Source organism: Pedococcus sp. (genome assembly GCF_036554925.1).
In the GTDB taxonomy this organism is placed as follows: Bacteria; Actinomycetota; Actinomycetes; order Actinomycetales; family Dermatophilaceae; genus Pedococcus_A.
Map to the genome: position 1 here is coordinate 16109 of NZ_DATBMI010000102.1, position 17484 is coordinate 33592.

Here is a 17484-nt window from a genome sequence, read left to right on the forward strand (position 1 = left end):
CGTCGAGGACATGGTCCCATGCCCGGGGTCGCTTTCGGGGTGGCTTTCCGGGTGGCCGTCCGGTGAACGGCGGGCGTCGGGACCTTTGGCTCTGCAGCGACTCGACCACGGACTGCACCGTGGCGGGTATGGGCGCGGTGGTCAGGACTGCCGGTGGCGAGCTGCGTGGCAGGGTCGTCGACGGCGTGCACGAGTTCCTGGGGGTGCCGTACGCCGCGCCGCCGTCGGGGTCGAACCGGCTGCGCCCGCCTCAGCCCGTCGAGCCGTGGAGCGGCCTGCGGGACGCCACCAGACCGGGCCCCTCCCCGCCCCAGGTCGCACCCCCGGAGGGTGCCGGCTCCGGATGGGAGACCGCCGTCACCGGTGCGGACTGCCTGACCCTGAACGTCTGGACGCCCGACCCGGGCGCCGGGGGGCTCCCGGTCATGGTGTGGATCCAGGGTGGCATGTTCGAGATCGGCGCCACCGCGGCATACGACGGCAGGCACTTCGCTCGCGACGGAGTCGTGTGCGTCGTCATCAACTGGCGCCTCGGGGCTGATGGCTTCCTCTTCCTCGGCGACGGGCCCGCGAACCTCGGGCTGCTCGACCAGGTCGCCGCCCTGCAGTGGGTGCACGAGCACATCACCTCCTTCGGCGGTGACCCCGACAACGTGACCGTGTTCGGAGAGTCGGCGGGCGCGATGAGCATCGGGGTGCTGCTGGCCATGCCACGCGCCGAGGGGCTCTTCCGACGGGCGATCCTGCAGAGCGGCGCCGCCCATCACACGATCTCCGCGGAGACGGCGTCCCGGGTGGGGCGCCACCTGGCCCAGACGCTGGGAGTGTCTCCGTCCCGCGAGGCGATCGCCGCGGTCCCCGTCGAGCGGCTGCTCGCGGCACAGGCGGAGCTGAAGGCGGACCTCCTCGCCCACCCCGACCCCGGTCGCTGGGGCCATGACGTCGTCACCTGCGTGATGTTGTGGCAGCCGGTCGTGGACGGGCAGACCCTCCCCGGCCCCCCGGTCGAGCGGATCGCGGCCGGCGCGGCGGCCCACGTGGACCTCGTCGTCGGGACGAACGCCGACGACTGGCGGCTGTTCCTGGCCATCAGCGGCGAGCTCGGCCAGATCACGGAGGAGGTCCTGACCGGCCCCGTCAGTGTCCACGGCTTCCGGTCCCTGGCCGCCTACGGCCTGCCGGTCGAGCGCGTCCTGGCCGCCTACCGCGAGCGGTACCCCGGCGCCGCACCCGGTGAGCTGCTGGCCTCGGTCGAGACCGACTGGTGGGTCCGCATCCCGGCCATCCGGCTCGCCGACGCCCACGCCGGACCCACGTCGCGCACCTACATGTACGAGTTCGCCTGGGCCGCACCGGGTCTCGGTGCTGTTCACGCGCTCGAGATCCCCTTCGTGTTCGACCGGCTGGGCGGCGACGCCCCGCTCTTCGGCCCCCTGATCGGGGACAGCGCACCACAGGCGCTCGCCGACACCATGCACGCAGCCTGGATCTCCTTTGCCGCGACAGGTGACCCGGGGTGGCCCACGTATGACGTGCACCGCCGGGCGACCATGCGTTTCGACACGGCCTCTCAGGTGGTCGACGACCCCCGCGCGTGGGAGCGCGCGCTGTGGCAGGGCACCCGGTAGCCACGCTCGGCGGCCACGGGGTGGAGACCGTCGGGCCCCGTCCCGCTCAGGGCGTCAGTGGGGGTGGGCCGTGCGTCTGGCGAAGGCCGGGGCGTGCTCGGGCCGGGGCCCGACACCGACGAGGTATGCCGTGGCGCGCGACACCGGTGGAGCGTGCCGCAAGAGGATCAGGACGGGTCGCGGCGGGCCCATCCGCCGCCCTTCCAGGATCGGCATGACCAGTGCACGGTGCATGACCCGTTGGACGGCCTGGAGCAGGACGGTCGGCAGCAGCCGGCGTCTCCGGACCGCGGCCAGCTCCTCGCCGGTCACTCCGCCGCGCCGAAGCGGCCCCGCCAGCAGGGTCGCTGCCGCCACGGCGTCCTGCACGGCCAGGTTGATGCCGACTCCGCCCACGGGCGACATGGCGTGCGCCGCGTCGCCGATGCACAGGAGGCCGTCCACGTGCCATCGCCTGAGCCGGTTGAGGCGCACGTCGAGGTGCTTGACGTCGTCCATGGACTCCAGCGCGAGGACGCGGTCCGCAAGGTCCGGCATGAGCTCCGCGATGTCCTGCCGGAACCGCTCGACGCCCTTCGCGCGCAGCTCGACGTCGGTGCCCTTGCGGCCGATGTAGGCGAGCTGGAGGAAGTCCGTGCGGGGGATCACCAGCGCGAACCGGCCCTTCCCGGCCCGCGGCGTCAGCGCGGAGGGCCGGTCCTCCAGCCGCCGCGGGAGCCGGAACCACCACGCGTCGATCGGGACGGCGTACTCCTTGACCGGGAGCTGCGCCTGCTGGCGGGCGATCGACCAGCGCCCGTCGCAGGCCACGACCAGGTCGGCTCGGATCTCGCCGACCTGGCCGTCGCGGGTGCGGTAGCGGACGCCCGACACGCGTCCAGCCCCGTGAACGAGGTCCGTGACCTCCGTCCGCATCCGCAGCGAGAAGGACCGCTCCTCCTCGGCTGCCTCGGCCAGCAGGTTGAGCAGGTCCCACTGCGGCACCATCGCCACGTACGGATGACGCACCGTGAGCTTCCGGAAGTCCGCAACGGTCACCGTGCGGTGCGCGTCGATGGGAAAGGCGACCTCGTGGAGCAGGCTGTAGGGCAGCTCCGCGAACCGCTCCCCCAGCCCCAGCTCGTCGAGCAGCTGCAGCGTGGACGGGTGGACCGTGTCGCCGCGGAAGTCGCGAAGGAAGTCGCCGTGCTTCTCCAGGACCGTCACCTGCACCCCCGCGCGCGCGAGGAGCAGCCCCAGCACCATGCCGGCGGGGCCGCCGCCGATGACGACGCACGTCGTGCTCTCACTCATCAGGGGTGACCGGCCGGGAGCCCCCGGTGACCGGCCGGAGCCCAACGGTGACCTGCCGGAACGCCGGTGACCAGGGCGACAGCCGGGCGGTTGTCATGGAGTCTGCTCCTCCGGTGTCGCCCGCCGCACCACCAGGCGTGTCCAGGCCCCCACGTAGATGCGGTCGTCCTCGGACAGCTCACGCCGCTGACCCGGCGGCACGGGCGTGGTGGGCAGGGGTCCGCTGGCCGGGCCGACGTACGTGCCGTTGGAGGACTGCAGGTCCTCGATCCACCACCGCCGGCCGTCCGTGGTCAGCTGTGCCTGCCGGCGGCTGACCCCGGTGTCACCCGTGCAGTCGACGTCGGGGTGGATGTTGCGGCTCGTGGAGGGTCGGCCGACGAGCACGCTTCTGGTGGCCAGGGGGACGACCGTGGGGAGCCCCGGGGAGGGACACGGGTCGTCGCTCTCCTGGACCTCGTACCAGTCGGGGTCCACCCAGACCTCGGCCACCCACTCGACGGCGATGGCCGGGGCCAGCGGCGTCTGGGGTGCCTCGCCGGCGGCGCCCAGGTCCAGCGAGCTGCCCGCGGGCGCATCGGGCGGACGCGGCATGGTGCCGGTGGTGAAGTCGTAGCCGCAGGCCTCGCAGAACAGCGCGGCCTCGTCATGGTCCGAGCCGCAGCTGGGGCACGCCAGGGGCGTGGGCGCAGTGCCCGCCTGCTCGCCGGACCCCTCGCCGGACCCCTCGCCAGACCCACCGTCCGACCCCCCGGCAGCGGTGGGGGTCGCCCCGGTATCCGGTGCGCTTGGGGCTGCAGCTGCACCGGGGGCGGCCGGCGTGGTCGGAGCGCCCGCCGCCCCCGTCGAGGCGGGAGCCGCGGCACCGACAGGGAGGGGCGCCCCGCAGGTGTCGCAGTAGTCGCTGGAGGTGGACTCGTGCCCGTTGGGGCAGGTGACGGTGGTCATGGGCGCACCCACCGCCCGCCACCCCGGGGCGCGGCCGTGGTCACTTCTTCACCCGGGTCGTCTTGGTGGACGCGGTGTCGAGCGCCATCTCGTCGAGCTTGCTGACACTGCGCCGCAGGCGCACAGTCCCGGTGCCGGCATCCTCGATCTCCACGATCTTCCGAAGCCTGCTGGTGGCCTCGTCGTTGCCGGTCTCCGCGGCCAGCTGCACGGCCCGGCCCAGCTTGACCGTCGCCGTGTCGGTGTCCCCCGCGGCCTTGGCGGCCAGGCCGTCCTGGATGGCCTCGGCCAGCTCGGCCTGACCGGTGTAGTGCGCGACGGCAGGGTCGATGCGCGTCGTGAGCGTGTCGTCGTTGGACCACATCGCCTTGACCAGGCCCTGCGCGACCACCGTGTCGGCCACCGCGACCTGGACGCGGGAGGCGAGCTGCTCCTGGCCGACCGCCTTCGCCGGCAGGCGCACGGCGACGTGGTAGTCGCGCGCCTCGTCGCTCCAGGCGCCCGTCGGGTAGGCCCCGGTCAGCGCATTCACCTCCTGCCTTCGCGGGGTGAGGTCCTCGACCGTGGGCGAGACCTGCCGGACGAAGAGCACCTGCGCACCCTGCGGCGCCCACACGCGCAGGGCTGCGTCGGCGACCCCACGGCTCATCGACTGCCTCATGATCCCCTCGAAGTCGGCGGCCATCTCCTCCGGCCGGGCGATCAGGTCGACGCTGCCGAGCAGGGCCGTCGCGATCCTGCGGACCTCGGCCACCTGCCAGTCCGCGCCCACCCCACGGCAGTCGCACTGGAACTGGCCGCGGGCGGTCTCGATCGCGGCGCTGAGCTGCTCCGGGGTCTCGTGCTGGTTGATCCCGTCGGTCAACAGGATCGCGTGCTTCTGCGCCACGCCGGGCACCGAGGCGAACACGCGGGTCGCCAGCGTCAGCCACGTGCCCATCGCGGTGCCGCCGTCCGCCCGGAACGTGGCGACCGCAGCCTTGGCCTCGGCTCGGGTCCGCGCGTCCATCCTCACCATCCCGCGCTCCGACCTGGTGGGGAAGGCCAGCCGGGCCTCGTGGCTGCCTGCGATGACCGCACACCACACGCCGTCGAGCACCTGGTCCAGGGCGGCGACCGCGGCGTGCTGGACCGCTCTGATCTTGTCGTCGCCCATCGACCCGGAGGTGTCGACGATGACGATCTCGGCGGCGTCCCCGGACTCCGACCGACCCGCCTCACCGGCGCCGGAGCAGGTGACGGTGACGATGGCGTGGACGTCCGTCCCGCCGTCGGGCAGGAACTCGTTCTGGTAGACCTCAGCGGAGAACGTTGCCATGTGGCCTGGCTTCCTCTCTGTGTGCCGTGGCCTCCAGGGCCGCCGCGGCGGTGGGTGGTGCGGTGGTGGTCGGGCGTGTGGCGCCGACCCGGGCGAGCGCCACCGTGATGTTGTCCTTGCCCCCCTGGGCGTTGGCCCAGTCGACGAGCGCGGCGGCCAGCTGCAGCGGTTCCGGGCCGGTGGCCCTGCCCGTCCGGGCCACCAGGTCGGCCATGTCGTGCGGCTCCGAGCAGTAGTTCCACAGCCCGTCGGAGCACACCATCACCCACCCCGGGTCCCCGAGGTCCAGCGAGGCCGCTCGTGGTGTGTGGTCAGGGGCGTCGACGCCCAGCCACCGGGTGATGGCGTGGGCGTGGGGCCCGCTCTCCGCGTCGTGGCGCGGCACTCCGTCGGCGATCTGCTCCGCGGCAAACGAGTCGTCGATGGTCAGCAGACGAGGGTCCCCGCTGTCCGGGAGCCAGTACGCGCGACTGTCGCCGACCCAGCCCACGACGAGGAGCGACTCGTCGACGACGGCGGCGACGAAGGTGCACGACGCCGGGTTGCCCGGGCTCGGTGAGGTGTTGGCGATGACGGCCTCGTTGGCGGCGTCGGCGGCCGCCTCGAGTGCCTTGGCGGTGGCCGCGACGCGGGTGGCGGCCGTGCCCTGCCCCCGGGGGTCGGAGGCGGCGAGCAGGTCCCGTGCGGCGCGGGCCGCAGCCAGGCTGGCCACGTCCGAGTCCGTCGCGGAGGAGACGCCGTCGCAGACGACGAGGACGGCACGGCTCCCCGGCAGCTGCCTGGCGTCCAGTGCCATGGCGTCCTCGTTGCGCCGGTGGCTGATGCCGCGATCGCACACGGCAGCAACCCACGAGGCGGGCTGCTCCGTGAAGTGGTCCCGCGGGCTGGGTGCACGAGCCCCGCACTGTGTGCAGTAGCCGTCGTCCGCGACGCCACCTCCACACTCTCGACACGCCGGCTGCCCGATCCTCTCGGCGGATGCGGCCGGGGACGCCGGGGACTCCGCGGACCCCGCGGACCCCTCGGACCGCTCGGACCCCTCGGACCCCGCGGACGCAGCGGACGAGGGGGCCAGGTCCGCACCGCAGGCCTCGCAGAACCTCTCGCCGGCGGTGACGTGGCCAGCGCAGGAGGGGCAGGTCAGGGTCGCGCCCCCGCCCGGTGGGCGCTCCTCGGGGGACATGTCGGCCCGGCCCACCGACCCGCCCGCTGCCGGGCCCGTCATCGCAGCGTCCATCGGCGTACCGCGTTGGCCCGGTCGACGAGGTGGACCCGCTCCTCACGGCTCGAGGCATACCCGGCCAGCTCCCGGTACGCCGCCTCGAGCCCGTCGCGCAGGGCGGGCTCGGCCGCGGGGCGGCCGGCGATCCAGACCGTCGTGTCGGCACCCCGCGACTCCACGATCTCCAGGGCCGAGCGGAGCACGTCGACGCGGAACCGTGACCGGTCGACGGGGTCGATCGTCAGGTTGTCGATGCTCTCCAGGGCGGCGGCGAGCGACGCCAGGCCACCGCCCGACTCGGCGAGGAGGCCGGCCCGGCGGCGGCGCGCCTGGGTGAAGGCCCGGCTCGTCGCCGGCACGAGGTCCAGGGCGCGGACGGCGCCGGCGATGTCTCCCCTGCCGGCGCGGATCCGCGCCAGCCCGAACGCCGCTGGTGCGATGTAGTTGGCGTCGGTGCGAGCACACACCACGTAGAGCGACTCGGCGACGTCGGCCTCGCCGCCGGTCTCGCAGGCGAACGCCAGGGCCAGCTTGGGAGCGAGCTCGCCCGGGACCTGGCCGTAGACCGCGTTGAACGCGCTCTGCGCCTCGGACGTGCTGCCCCGGGCGAGGGCGACGAGACCTGACATCCACACGGCGCGCCACTCCCACGGGTCGTCGGTGAGGAGCGCACCGACCGCGTGGTCGACCCGGTCGTAGTGCCCGGCCTCCAGCGCCGACCGCGCCCGGGCGAGCAGCACCTCCGGGCTGTCCGAGGGGGCGCTCTCCAGCGCAGCCAGGCGCTGGGCAGGGTCGTCGATGCTCACGGTCCGCAGCCAGGGCGTCTGCGGATCGCCGTCATCGGGCCGCAGCCGCGGGAGGTCCTGCCAGTCGAGGGAGTCGTCGGAGACCGTGGGGACGTCGAAGAGCAGGGAGGACGTCGAGTGCTCGGCCGCCCCCTCGCGCCCCAGGGCCACCACCTCGCGGAGCACGCCGAGAAGCTGGACGCGCAGCTCGTCGGCGGACACGAAGCGATCGGCAGGATCGTGAGCGCACGCCTTGAGCAGCAGGCGGTACAGCGAGTCGTGCCTCTGGAACAGCGGGGTCTCGTCGACGGGCGGGAGCGAGTCCACGTATGTGCTCTGGTACCCGCGGAACTCCATGGCGAGGACGGTCAGGGTGCGCCCGATCGTGTAGATGTCGGAGGCCACCGACGGCCCGACGTGGGGCACCTCCGGCGCCTGGTAGCCGGTGGTGCCGTAGATCGCGGAGTCGAGGTCGTCGAGGCGCCGCACACCGCCGAGGTCGATCAGCTTGACTGCGTCTCCGACCTGGATGAGGTTGTCGGGCTTGAAGTCGCAGTACAGGAGGTTGAGGTCGTGGAGGTACTGGAACGCCGGGAGGACCTCGATGACGAAGGCGATGGCCTGGTCCACCGGGAGCGGGTTGTAGGTGCCGCCCGCCGCCCGCATGCGCTCCTTCAGCAGCTGCTTGAGCGAGGTGCCGCCGACGTACTCCATGACGATGTAGCCAGCACCCTCGTGCGTCACGAAGTTGTAGATCTCGACGATGAGCGGGTGCTCGACCTGGGCCAGGAACTGGCGTTCGGCGATGGCGGCGGCGAGCGCGTCCGGGTCACCGGAGTTCAACAGCCCCTTGAGCACGACCCACCGGTCCGAGACGTTGTGGTCGCGCGCGGCGTAGATCCAGCCGAGGCCGCCGTGGGCGATGGCCCCGGCGACCACGTACTGGCCGCCGACGACGTCGCCCTGCTTCAGCTTCGGCGTGAAGGAGAACGGGTTGCGGCAGTTCGGGCAGAACCCCTCGGTCCGTCCGGGCTGCCCGTCGCGGGAGCGCCCGACCGGGGACCCGCAGGACGGGCAGGTCCGGCGCTCCTCCGGGACCATCGGGTGCCTCATGACGGCCGTGGCCGCATCCACCGTCGGCACCGGCGGGATCGAGGTCAGGCCGGCACCGAGCCGCGCGCCACGAAGCCTCGTCGACGACGTGCCGACACGCCGCGTGACCCGGCTGCCGGCCACGCCGGCGCGCGCTGAGCCGAGGGCCGTGGAAGCGAGCCGGTTGGATGCGTGCGACACGGTGGAGGGGGTCTGCGCGACGCCCGCCGGCACGGTGGCGAGCGAGGCGCTCGGCAGCGGCGCCACCGGTGCAGCGGGCGACCCGCAGACATCGCAGTAGCCGTCGAGGATCGCGCCGGTGCAGCCCGGCTGGGCACAGGCGGTGGCGCTCATGGGGTCCCTCCGCGGTTCGGGTGGCTTGCGCGCTGCGCCCGGCCGCTGCCCGGGGAGGCCAGGTAGGCCTGGTACGCCGCGACGAGCGCTCGGGCACGGGTGAGGTCCGCGGGCTCACGGTCGAGCGCCTCGGTGGCTCGCCGCTCGAGCTCCCCCAGGTCCTCCGCCATTCCGGGGTCCACGCCTGGGTGCAGGTCGGGGTGCACGCCGGGGTCCACGGTGGGGTCCACGCCGGGGTGCGGGTCGCGTGACGCGCCCCGGGCGGCGGCCTTCGCGGCATACGCCCCCAACCGCCCTCTCAGCTCGTCACGCTCGGCCAGCGCCGAGGCGTAGGCGTCCTGGGCCACGGTCATCGCCCGGCCGACGGCGTCGAGCCGCAGCAGGTAGGCGTCCACGGCGGCGGGATCGGTGGGCACGGGACCCAGCGCCGAGACATCGGGCACCGCCAGGCGCGGAGCGGGAGCGACCTGGGCGACGCACCGCGCCGCGAGGTCCCGCAGGGCCGCACCCCGCGCCTCGAGCTCGGCACGCAGGGCCCGTGCCCTCGCCTCGTCGTGGGCGTCGGCCCTGCGCTGGGAGGCCCCGACGATGAGGTCGCGCTCGGCGCGGGCGGCGTCGTGCTCCAGCGGGCCCAGGAGGCCGCCGACGTCAGCGCCCCGGTGCACTCTGGCCAGGACGTCGCCGACGCGGGCGTCGAGCCGGGCGAGCACGGACGACGCCGCGGTACGCGCGTGCGCGGGCTCGCGGTCGACGAGGTCCCGGACGCGTTCCACGGAGGCGCGCACCGCGCGCAGCCGCGCCTGCAGGTCGGCCTGGGACGGGTCGATGCCCAGCCGGGCCCGCAGCGAGGCGGCGAGCGCGTCGGAGAGACGACAGGCCTCGGGAAGCGAGACCGCGAGGGCGCCCGCCGTGGCGCCGGTGCCGGCGCCGGCGCCGGCGAGGGCAGTGTCCGGCGACCCCGCGGACCGGGACGCCAACGTGGCGTCCAGCCGTCCCCAGACCAGGGTGGAGAGCCGCTCGAGCTCGGCTCGACCGACCCGGCCGGAGTCCCACGTCGCCACGAGCAGGTCGTGGCGGTCGGCGACCGCCTTCCACAGCGCCATGGAGAGCAACATGTCCCCGGTGTGCGCCGACTGGTCCGGGGCGTCGAGTGCCGCCTGGTCCAGCAGGTCGAGCTCCGCCTTGCGCTGGCGGCGCCACTCGGCCAGGGCCTCCAGGTAGAGCAGGGCCTCGCGGGCCGCGAGGGGATGGCCGAGCCGGCCCGGGGCGGCCGGCGCCGTGGCGCTGTGGGTCGCCGCGATCACGGGGTCCGCCCGTAGACGGCGACGGGCGGACTCGGCGCCTTCCCCAGGGCGTCGGCCAGCCACGTGTTGTAGCTCCGGGCCCACTGACCGTTGGCGCGCAGGGTCGCGAGGACGCCGTTGACGAACTCCACGAAGTCGGTGTTCGCCCGGTTGACCCCCAGGCCGTACGGCTCGGCGGTGAACGCGGGAGCCTGCACCACCTCGGCGTAGGGATCCTGGGCGGCCAGACCGGCCAGCACCGTGTCGTCGCCGGTGATGGCGTCCACCCGGCCCTGCTGGAACAGGACCAGGCACCCCGTGTGCGTGTCCGCGCCCACCGGTTCCAGGCCCTTGAAGGTCCGCAGCTTCTCCATGCTCGTCGAGCCGTTCGGGGCGCAGACCTTCTTCCCCGCCAGGTCCTGCATCCCCGTGATCCTGCCACCGGCCTCGGTCTTCTCCCCCAGCCGGACCATGACCTTCTGGCCGGAGCGGTAGTACTCGCTGGAGAAGGCGATCTCCTTCCAGCGGGAGCAGGTGATCGTCATGTTGCGCGCCACGATGTCGACGCTGCCGTCCTTGAGGACGGGCAGCCGCTGGGCTGCGGTGATGACCCGGAGCTCGATCTTGTCCGGGTCGTCGAACAGCGCCTGCGAGATCGCGTGCAGCAGGTCGATGTCGAAGCCCTCGATCCGACCCGAGACCGGGTTGCGCGAGCCGAGGAGCAGCGTGTCGGACGAGACCCCCGCGATGAGGCGGCCGCGTCGCTGGATGGTGCTCATGTAGGAGCCCGCCGGCATCTTGCCGGGGACGGGCATCGTGGCGGGCGGGGCGTAGGACTGCAGGCAGTTCGCCGTGACCACGTCCGTGCCCGACGGTGCCGGTGCCGGGGCGGGAGCAGGGCTGCTCGGCGGTGCCGAAGCGGTGGTGGGGGTCGGAAGCGGTGTCGACTCGTAGACCCCCGCGGTCGAGCACGCCGCGGCGGACAGGCTGGTGACCAGCAGGGCGAGCAGGGCGGGGGTGCGCGGTCGGTGGCGGCTCACCGGTACTCCTCCAGCCGCTGCGAGACGCCCCACCAGGCGCAGCCCGCGGCGAGGAGCCCGGCCAGCAGGCCCAGCGCGCCGCCCAGCGGCAGCCAGCGGCCGGCCTCGTCGAGCTGCTGCCCGGTCTGGTCGCTCAACCCGGCCAGCTGCTCGGCCGAGCTGGCGTCGAAGCCGGCGAAGGTGGCGTTCCCCGTCCCGGACCCCGTGCCCGTGGCCAGCTCCACCGCACCCTCCCAGTCCCCCGAGTCGTCGAGAGTGCGGATCTGCTGGTGGACGGCGGTGTAGTCGGACCACGGGAGGGGGTCCAGTCCCGATGACGCGTCGTTCTGCCCCAGCTCGCCGAGCTCCGCCGTGACGACTGCGTCCGAGGCCTGCCACGCCTTCTCGAAGGCAGCACCCGAACCGCGGGCGATCAGGGTGAGGCTCTCGTTGGACTTGGCGTCGAAGGCGGCGATGCGGGCCTGGGCGGTCGACAGGGTGGCGGCATAGACGCCACTCTGGGCCTCCTCCACCCTGTTCGACACCCTCACCAGCACCGCTGCGCCGACGACCAGCGTCACCAGCACGATGACGGCGGCGGCGGCCAGCGGGAGGTTGAGGTAGCGCCGGGTGCGGCGGGCCAGCCACAGGAGCCCGAGCACCAGCACCAGCATGCTGAGCAGGCCGGCTCCCACCAGCCACCCGGACGCCTGGCCGGCCCGGTCGAACTCCTCGGCGACGCGCTCGTCGTTCGCGTCGACGAGGTTCTTCAGCAGGGGCAGGGCGTCGGAGCGCAGGTTGGCGCTGGCGTCCTTGAGGTACTGGGCCCCGATCGGGAGGGCCTGCCGGTTGTTCGCCCGTGCCTGCTCGATCTCGCTCGCGTAGGAGACCAGCGCCTCGTTGAGGGCGCCGAGGGCCGGGCCGTCCGCGGGCTGGTGCTGAGCCGCCTCCGCAATGAGCTGGGACGCCGACGCGATCGCCGCGGTGTAGTCGGCCCGCTGGGCCGCCGGCTCCAGGCCACCGACGAGGAAGGCGTTGGTCGCGTCGGCGTCGGCCTGGACCACGTTGGTCTGGATGGCCTGGATCCGCACCAGCTGGTCGGAGTTCGCGGCGGCGCGCTCCAGTGCGCCGTCGGCGGACCGGAAGGCCTGACCGGCCGCGAGACCGAACACCAGCGCGGCGAGGACGGTGAGAGCGCCCAGGCCCCTCAGCCGGCCTGGCGTCCCGGCAAGGCCCGCACGCAGCGATGACCTGACGGCCTCCAGCCGGCCCTGGGGGCCCGCTGTGGGAGCCGGAGCTTGGGCGGGCGCCTCCCCGCGGCCGAGGGGAGGTGCAGGGGGGATGCCGCCCTGCTGCCGGGGGGAGGAGGGCGCCGGTGCCGTGGGAGGCAGGGGGCGCGCGGTCGCCGAGGGCGGGGTCGTCACGGCAGGCCTCCGGTGTGTGGGGCGCGTTCTCGGGCGGCGGGGTCCGCGGGTGCCCGTAGCCCATGAGACGCCGGCACCGGGGCCGCGGCTCCGTCCTCCGGCGGCTCCTCGTCGAAGTCAGTGGCGACCAGCTGCCGAAGCTGCTCGATGGTGGGTGTGTCGACCGCGCGCAGGCGCCAGGCGTGGTGGCCGATCGCCGCCTCGAGCGCATTCCTGGCGAACCTCCCGTTGCCGAAGCCGCCACCCCGTGGGGTCCGGCCCAGCACCTCACGGAACCGCTCGACGGCCTCGGGCAGCAGCTCGTAGTCCGCGCCCTCTGCCAGGTGCGCCAGGATCGCGACCAGCTCGTCGTCGGTGTAGTCCTCGAACTCGATCGTGGTCCGGAAGCGACTGGCCAGGCCCGGGTTCGCAGCGATGAACGCCTCCATCGGGGCGGGGTAGCCGGCCACGATGACGACCAGGTCGTCGCGCCGGTCCTCCATCTCCTTGACGAGGGTGTCGACGGCCTCCTGGCCGTACTGGTCGCCGTGCGAGCCGCCGCCCCCGGCCAGGCTGTAGGCCTCGTCGATGAAGAGCACCCCGCCCGCGGCCGAGGCGACGACGTCGGCCGTCTTGGTCGCGGTCTGGCCGAGGTAGCCGGCCACCAGCTCCGAGCGGTCGACCTCGACCAGGTGGCCCCGCGAGAGCAGACCCAGCGCCCGGTAGATGCCGCTGACCAGGCGTGCGACGGTCGTCTTGCCGGTGCCCGGGTTGCCCGTGAAGACGAGGTGGCGGGTCATGGTCGGGGACCTCAGGCCGGCATCGACCCGCAGCTTCTCGACGCGGAGCACCGCAACCTGCCGGTGGATCTCGCGCTTGACCCGCCGCAGCCCGATCAGGGCGTCCAGCTCCGCCAGGAGCTCGTCGACGCTCTCCTGCGGCTGCTCGAGCTCCGGGGGCTCGGGCGGCAGGGGGCCGTCGTCGGCCGGAGACCCCCGATCTGCGCCTGGGGAGGCGAGGACGGCGCGGGGGGCGACGACCGACAGCTGGGCTGCGGCAGCGACGGAGGCGTTGCCGATGACCCGCATCGTCGGCTCCCCGAGCTGGCAGGCGGCCGACGCGACCTCACCCAGCGCGTCGGCGTAGGCCCTGGCGTGCGGGGATCCCTGGGCAACGAGGCTGCTGAGGGTGGCGGTCGGTGCACCACGCCAGCGACGGCCGCGACTGGCCGCGTCGAAGAAGTCCCGGGTGGTGGCGCCGGGCGAGGCGAGCGCCCAGTCGGCAGCGGCCCTCGGCGCGGACTCCGCGACCGCCGCAGCGAGGTCGAGGGCCTCCTGGCCGGCGGCACCGGGGTCGACCCCCGCGGTGGCTGCCAGGGCGGCCAGCGCCTCGACGGCCTCGGCCAGCGTCGCCGCCTCTTCGGGGCGCCGGGTGGGGCGAGGGGTGCGTGCGCTCATGAGGCGTCCCGACCGGCGGGCGGCTGGAGGCGCCCGAGGCCGCCGGTGTCCGCGTCCTCGGGGTCCTCGAGAACGTCGGAGTCGTCGGAGTCGTCGTGGCCGGCGGCCGACACGGACGGCGGCTGCCCGCCGGTCCCCCGGCCCTGCGGCATCGGCGGTACGGGGAGCGCGCCGACGTTCAGCAGTCCACCGGTGGAGGCCGACCCGAACTTCTCCTCCAGGAACCGCCCGTGCGCCACGAGCGCGGCGGCGTCCGCGCGGCATACCGCGTCGAAGACCTGGTCCATCGTCGCTGCGAGCAGGTCGAGCTGGTCGATCAGGACCATCAGCGAGGACTTGCCCCGGTCGACGGGGCGGCTGTCGGCGAACTGCCGGGGCAGCCGCAGGTAGCCACCCACAGCCTCGGGGAGGTAGTCCGTCGCGGTCGCCATCACCGAGTAGGCCTGGGGGCTGCCGGCGCCGAGGCTCGCCAGCCGGGGGATCGTGTCGCGCACGACCTGGTCGACGCGGCGCACGCGCGAGGCGACGGGCGCGGGCACGGCACCCGCTGCGACCATCGACTCGACGCGGTCCAGGGATGCGAGAAGGTCCTCGCTCGTGGGAACAGGCGGCACGACCAACCGATCGCCGTGCTCAGGTTCCTGGCCACGGCCGAAGAGCCGGCCGAAGAAGCCACCCGACATGTCCTCACTATCCCCCGAAGCGTGTGGTCAGCGCCCTGCACCCGTCGAATCGCCGAGGTCCAGGGATCCGTGGGCCACCCGCTCGTCCTGCCGCTCGACGCGCTCGAGGTACTCCCGGGACTTGCCGACCTCCGTCTCGAGGGTGCCGATGGTGGCCGCCATGGTGTCCAGGGCCTGCACCTTGAAGCTGTCGATCGCGTCCATCGTCGCGTAGATGTTCTGGAAGGCCGCCTGCAGCTGGGGCAGGCCGATGGTGGCCGACGCTGCCTGCTCCTGGACCTGCACCGAGTTGTCGCGAAGCATCTCGCTGGTGCGTTCGATCATCCCGCTCGTCGTGGTGTTGAGGGCCGTGATCTGGTCGAGGACCAGCTTCTGGTTGCCCAGCGCCTGGGCGACGATCACCGCGGTGCGCAAGGCGGAGACCGTGGTCGTCGACGCACGGTCCACACCCTTGATCAGCTCGATGTTGTTCTTGATGACGATGTCGATGGCCAGGTAGTTCTGGATCGAGACGGCCAGCTGGGTCAGCAGGTCCTGGTGCTTCTGCCGGACGTAGAAGAGGACGTCGTCGCGCAGCGCCCTCGAGGTGTCGGGGTCGGTGGCCTCGAGGTCGGCGATGCCTGCGGCCAGGCGGACGTCGAGCCGCTCGGCGACGTACACGTACTGGTTGAGGCGGGCCATGGCGTCCCAGAGGTGCTGCTTCTCCAGGTTGAGCGCCGCGTTGTCCCGGCCGAGCTCGTCCTGACCGTCTCTCAGCGCGTGCAGGATGCCGTCGAGGTGGCTCTGGGCGGACTGGTACCTGCGGAAGTAGTCGGTGACCTTGTCGCCGAACGGGACCATGCCGAGGAACTTCTTCGCTCCCGTGGCCTCCTTCGGGTCGAGGTCCTCGATGGTCCTGCGCAGCTCCAGGAGGGTTGCGCCCACCTTGGATCCCTCGGCGAGACCACCCTCCTGCATCGCCTTGACCGGTGAGCTCAGGAGCCGGTTGGAGGTCTCGGCGGCCTTCCTGATGTCACCGTCACCCATCGTGCGCACGTCAGCGGCCTTGGCGGCGAACTCCGGCGAGCGGGGGGCTGCCGCCATGAGGGACTCGAGGTAGGTGTCGACCTTGGCATCCAGGCCGGGCAGCGCCGCGGCCTCCACGGCTGGGGCCATCCGTGGGGCCGCCGTGGCGGCGACTCGCGGGGGCGGTGGGGGTGCGGTCAGGGTGAGGGACGCCTCCGCCGGAACGGGCGGCTGGAGCGGGGCAGGTTGTGAGTCCGTCATCGTGGTCCTCTCCCTCGGGGCTTCCGCGAACCCCGATCGCTGCCCTTGTTGACGCCTCGCCAATCTACGTGGTTCCGCGTGCCGGCGATGGCGGTTTTCGTCAGGTCCGGCGGCGCCGACGGAGGCCGCGGCGGTGGGGCGCCCTCTGGCGCTGCTGTGCGCGCGCGACCCCGTCGGGTCCTCGCCTGCGACCTGTGCCAACGCCGGCACCGTCGGATCCTCGCCGCGATGGTGGTGCTCGCCGCGGTCTCCGTGACCGGCTTCGGTCTGCGTGTCTCGTGGAAGGCTCGCGAGCTCCCCGCCTGTGTCGCAGACACCTCCATCGCCACGGGTCGCCGGGTGGTCGACCCGATGCCGCAGGACGGCTCCCTGTGGTCGTCGGCCCGCTCCGCGCTGACCGCGCCGGCGAGCGGCCTGGCCCTGGGTTTTGCCGAGCTCCGCGGGCAGGACCTGTGCAGCGTGGGCGAGCCACCCATCACGCTGGCCTTCGTCCCACAGGCGAACGACCGCCCCGGCAGCATGGTCGGCGAGGTCTTCCTCGCGTCGCCGACGCCGAGGATCAACGCCGTCCGGGCCGCCGAGCTCGCCCGTCACGAGTCGCGACACGTGGACCAGTGGGCGCTGTGCAGCCTCATCGGTGGCCTCGCCCTGCTCCCGGTCGCCTACCTGGTCGACGAGACCCTCTACCCCGGTTCGGAGAACCACTTCGAGCAGTCGGCCGGTCTCGACGCCGGCGGCTACGACCCGGCGCCCGCCGACCCGGTTGGCCCGCAGCCCTGGGCGATCGCGCTGTGGGTGGTGGTGGTCCTCGTGCTGGCACGCCGGAGGGTCCGCTGGGCCTCCCGCACCCTCGTGCGGCAGGGAAGCACTCACGACCCGGGCCGCTGCCCGGTGCACACCACCGGCTGGACCTGACGGTCCCGCGGCGTCACGTGGCAGACGGGGCTCAGGCCTCCAGCTGCGACGGGATCGCGACGACGTCGACCAGGGCGCCGTTGCGCACGACGGTCACCTCCATGCGGCGCCCGATGGCGTCCTCGAACAGCACGCGCTGCAGCGACTGGGCGTCGCGGAGAGGCCGCCCATCCGCGGCGAGGACGAGGTCTCCCCGGAGCAGCCCTGCCTGGGCTGCCGGACTGCCTGCCACGACCTCGACGACGCGCAGGGCGTTGCGCTGCCCGTACCGCTCGGCCACGTCGGGCGGCAGCGGGGCCGGCGTCGAGACCAGACCGAGATAGGCCCGGCGCACGCGTTCGCCGGCGACCAGGGCCTTGATGATCCGGCCAGTGGTGGCGTTGACGGGAACCGCGAGGCCGAGGCCCACGCCGGCGACTGCCGTGTTGATGCCGACGACCCTCCCCCGGGCGTCGACGAGGGCCCCGCCGGAGCTGCCGGGGTTGAGAGCGGCGTCGGTCTGGATCACGTCCTCGACGAAGCGGGTCGCAGCCCCCGATCGGGTCGGGAGGGAACGTCCGAGCGCGCTGACCACGCCGGCAGTCACGCTTCCGGCCAAGCCGAGTGGGTTCCCGACCGCGACGACCAGGTGCCCGACGCGCAGCAGGTCGGCGTTCCCGAACTCGGGCGGCTCCGGCAGGTCCCGGTCCGCCACGAGGACGGCGAGGTCCGACAGGGGGTCGGAGCCGACGACCGTCACCTGCGCTGCGGTCCCGTCAACGAACTCGGCCTCGCCCCGGTCGGCGCCGGCCACCACGTGCGCGTTGGTCAGCAGGTGC

At 73.6% G+C, this 17484-nt stretch carries 14 protein-coding genes; 2 read left to right on the forward strand and 12 right to left on the reverse strand.

Features of this window, described 5'->3' with window-relative positions; translation table 11 throughout:
* The first annotated feature begins 128 nt into the window (after positions 1 to 128).
* Positions 129 to 1628: a carboxylesterase/lipase family protein gene (locus VIB11_RS08600; protein WP_332030287.1), complete on the forward strand. Its 1500-nt coding sequence runs from the start codon at positions 129 to 131 to the stop codon at positions 1626 to 1628.
* Positions 1629 to 1682: 54 nt separating this feature from the next.
* Here the strand turns inward: VIB11_RS08600 and VIB11_RS08605 are convergent, their stop codons facing one another.
* The 11 genes from VIB11_RS08605 to VIB11_RS08655 all read right to left on the reverse strand — a co-directional run bounded on the left by VIB11_RS08605 (position 1683) and on the right by VIB11_RS08655 (position 15751).
* Positions 1683 to 2921, reverse strand: a complete 1239-nt coding sequence (locus VIB11_RS08605) for an FAD-dependent oxidoreductase (protein ID WP_332030289.1) — start codon at positions 2919 to 2921, stop codon at positions 1683 to 1685.
* 93 nt (positions 2922 to 3014) lie between these two features.
* On the reverse strand, positions 3015 to 3869 hold the full coding sequence (locus tag VIB11_RS08610; protein WP_332030291.1) for an FHA domain-containing protein: 855 nt from the start codon (positions 3867 to 3869) through the stop codon (positions 3015 to 3017).
* Positions 3870 to 3909: 40 nt separating this feature from the next.
* On the reverse strand, positions 3910 to 5187 hold the full coding sequence (locus VIB11_RS08615) for a VWA domain-containing protein (RefSeq protein ID WP_332030293.1): 1278 nt from the start codon (positions 5185 to 5187) through the stop codon (positions 3910 to 3912).
* Positions 5168 to 6424 carry a PP2C family protein-serine/threonine phosphatase gene (locus VIB11_RS08620; RefSeq protein WP_332030295.1) on the reverse strand — a complete coding sequence of 419 codons (1257 nt, stop codon included), beginning with the start codon at positions 6422 to 6424 and terminating at the stop codon, positions 5168 to 5170. Before VIB11_RS08620 ends, VIB11_RS08615 begins: the two co-directional genes overlap by 20 nt.
* The gene (locus VIB11_RS08625) at positions 6409 to 8640 is read right to left on the reverse strand and encodes a serine/threonine-protein kinase (protein WP_332030297.1); all 2232 of its coding nucleotides are present in this window, start codon (positions 8638 to 8640) and stop codon (positions 6409 to 6411) included. The genes VIB11_RS08620 and VIB11_RS08625 overlap by 16 nt, the downstream gene beginning before the upstream one ends.
* The gene (locus VIB11_RS08630) at positions 8637 to 9944 is read right to left on the reverse strand and encodes a hypothetical protein (RefSeq protein ID WP_332030299.1); all 1308 of its coding nucleotides are present in this window, start codon (positions 9942 to 9944) and stop codon (positions 8637 to 8639) included. Before VIB11_RS08630 ends, VIB11_RS08625 begins: the two co-directional genes overlap by 4 nt.
* Positions 9941 to 10963 (reverse strand): glutamate ABC transporter substrate-binding protein, encoded by a 1023-nt coding sequence (locus VIB11_RS08635; RefSeq protein ID WP_332030301.1) that lies wholly within the window; start codon positions 10961 to 10963, stop codon positions 9941 to 9943. The genes VIB11_RS08630 and VIB11_RS08635 overlap by 4 nt, the downstream gene beginning before the upstream one ends.
* Complete coding sequence (locus VIB11_RS08640; protein ID WP_332030303.1) at positions 10960 to 12114, reverse strand: phage holin family protein; 1155 nt, start codon at positions 12112 to 12114, stop codon at positions 10960 to 10962. The genes VIB11_RS08635 and VIB11_RS08640 overlap by 4 nt, the downstream gene beginning before the upstream one ends.
* Positions 12115 to 12362: 248 nt before the next feature.
* Positions 12363 to 13802 carry an AAA family ATPase gene (locus VIB11_RS08645; RefSeq protein ID WP_332030305.1) on the reverse strand — a complete coding sequence of 480 codons (1440 nt, stop codon included), beginning with the start codon at positions 13800 to 13802 and terminating at the stop codon, positions 12363 to 12365.
* Entirely contained in the window at positions 13799 to 14485 is a 687-nt protein-coding gene (locus tag VIB11_RS08650; RefSeq protein ID WP_332030307.1) for a hypothetical protein, read from the reverse strand. Before VIB11_RS08650 ends, VIB11_RS08645 begins: the two co-directional genes overlap by 4 nt.
* Positions 14486 to 14512: 27 nt before the next feature.
* On the reverse strand, positions 14513 to 15751 hold the full coding sequence (locus VIB11_RS08655) for a toxic anion resistance protein (protein ID WP_332030309.1): 1239 nt from the start codon (positions 15749 to 15751) through the stop codon (positions 14513 to 14515).
* Between the two features lie 228 nt (positions 15752 to 15979).
* Between VIB11_RS08655 and VIB11_RS08660 the strand changes: the two genes are divergently transcribed.
* Positions 15980 to 16666 (forward strand): hypothetical protein, encoded by a 687-nt coding sequence (locus VIB11_RS08660; RefSeq protein WP_332030311.1) that lies wholly within the window; start codon positions 15980 to 15982, stop codon positions 16664 to 16666.
* A 31-nt stretch (positions 16667 to 16697) separates the two neighbouring features.
* Here the strand turns inward: VIB11_RS08660 and VIB11_RS08665 are convergent.
* Positions 16698 to 17484 (reverse strand): S1C family serine protease (locus tag VIB11_RS08665; protein ID WP_332030313.1); only part of this gene is annotated, 787 nt, incomplete at its 5' end.

Bases quoted from the DNA above. Each gene is read 5' to 3' on its own strand.
- VIB11_RS08650 (WP_332030307.1), bottom strand. From the start codon at position 14,485: ATGTCGGGTGGCTTCTTCGGCCGGCTCTTCGGCCGTGGCCAGGAACCT.
- VIB11_RS08605 (WP_332030289.1), bottom strand. From the start codon at position 2,921: ATGAGTGAGAGCACGACGTGCGTCGTCATCGGCGGCGGCCCCGCCGGC.
- VIB11_RS08610 (WP_332030291.1), bottom strand. From the start codon at position 3,869: ATGACCACCGTCACCTGCCCCAACGGGCACGAGTCCACCTCCAGCGAC.
- VIB11_RS08645 (WP_332030305.1), bottom strand. From the start codon at position 13,802: ATGAGCGCACGCACCCCTCGCCCCACCCGGCGCCCCGAAGAGGCGGCG.
- VIB11_RS08600 (WP_332030287.1), top strand. From the start codon at position 129: ATGGGCGCGGTGGTCAGGACTGCCGGTGGCGAGCTGCGTGGCAGGGTC.
- VIB11_RS08625 (WP_332030297.1), bottom strand. From the start codon at position 8,640: ATGAGCGCCACCGCCTGTGCCCAGCCGGGCTGCACCGGCGCGATCCTC.
- VIB11_RS08660 (WP_332030311.1), top strand. From the start codon at position 15,980: ATGGTGGTGCTCGCCGCGGTCTCCGTGACCGGCTTCGGTCTGCGTGTC.
- VIB11_RS08620 (WP_332030295.1), bottom strand. From the start codon at position 6,424: ATGGACGCTGCGATGACGGGCCCGGCAGCGGGCGGGTCGGTGGGCCGG.
- VIB11_RS08615 (WP_332030293.1), bottom strand. From the start codon at position 5,187: ATGGCAACGTTCTCCGCTGAGGTCTACCAGAACGAGTTCCTGCCCGAC.
- VIB11_RS08655 (WP_332030309.1), bottom strand. From the start codon at position 15,751: ATGACGGACTCACAACCTGCCCCGCTCCAGCCGCCCGTTCCGGCGGAG.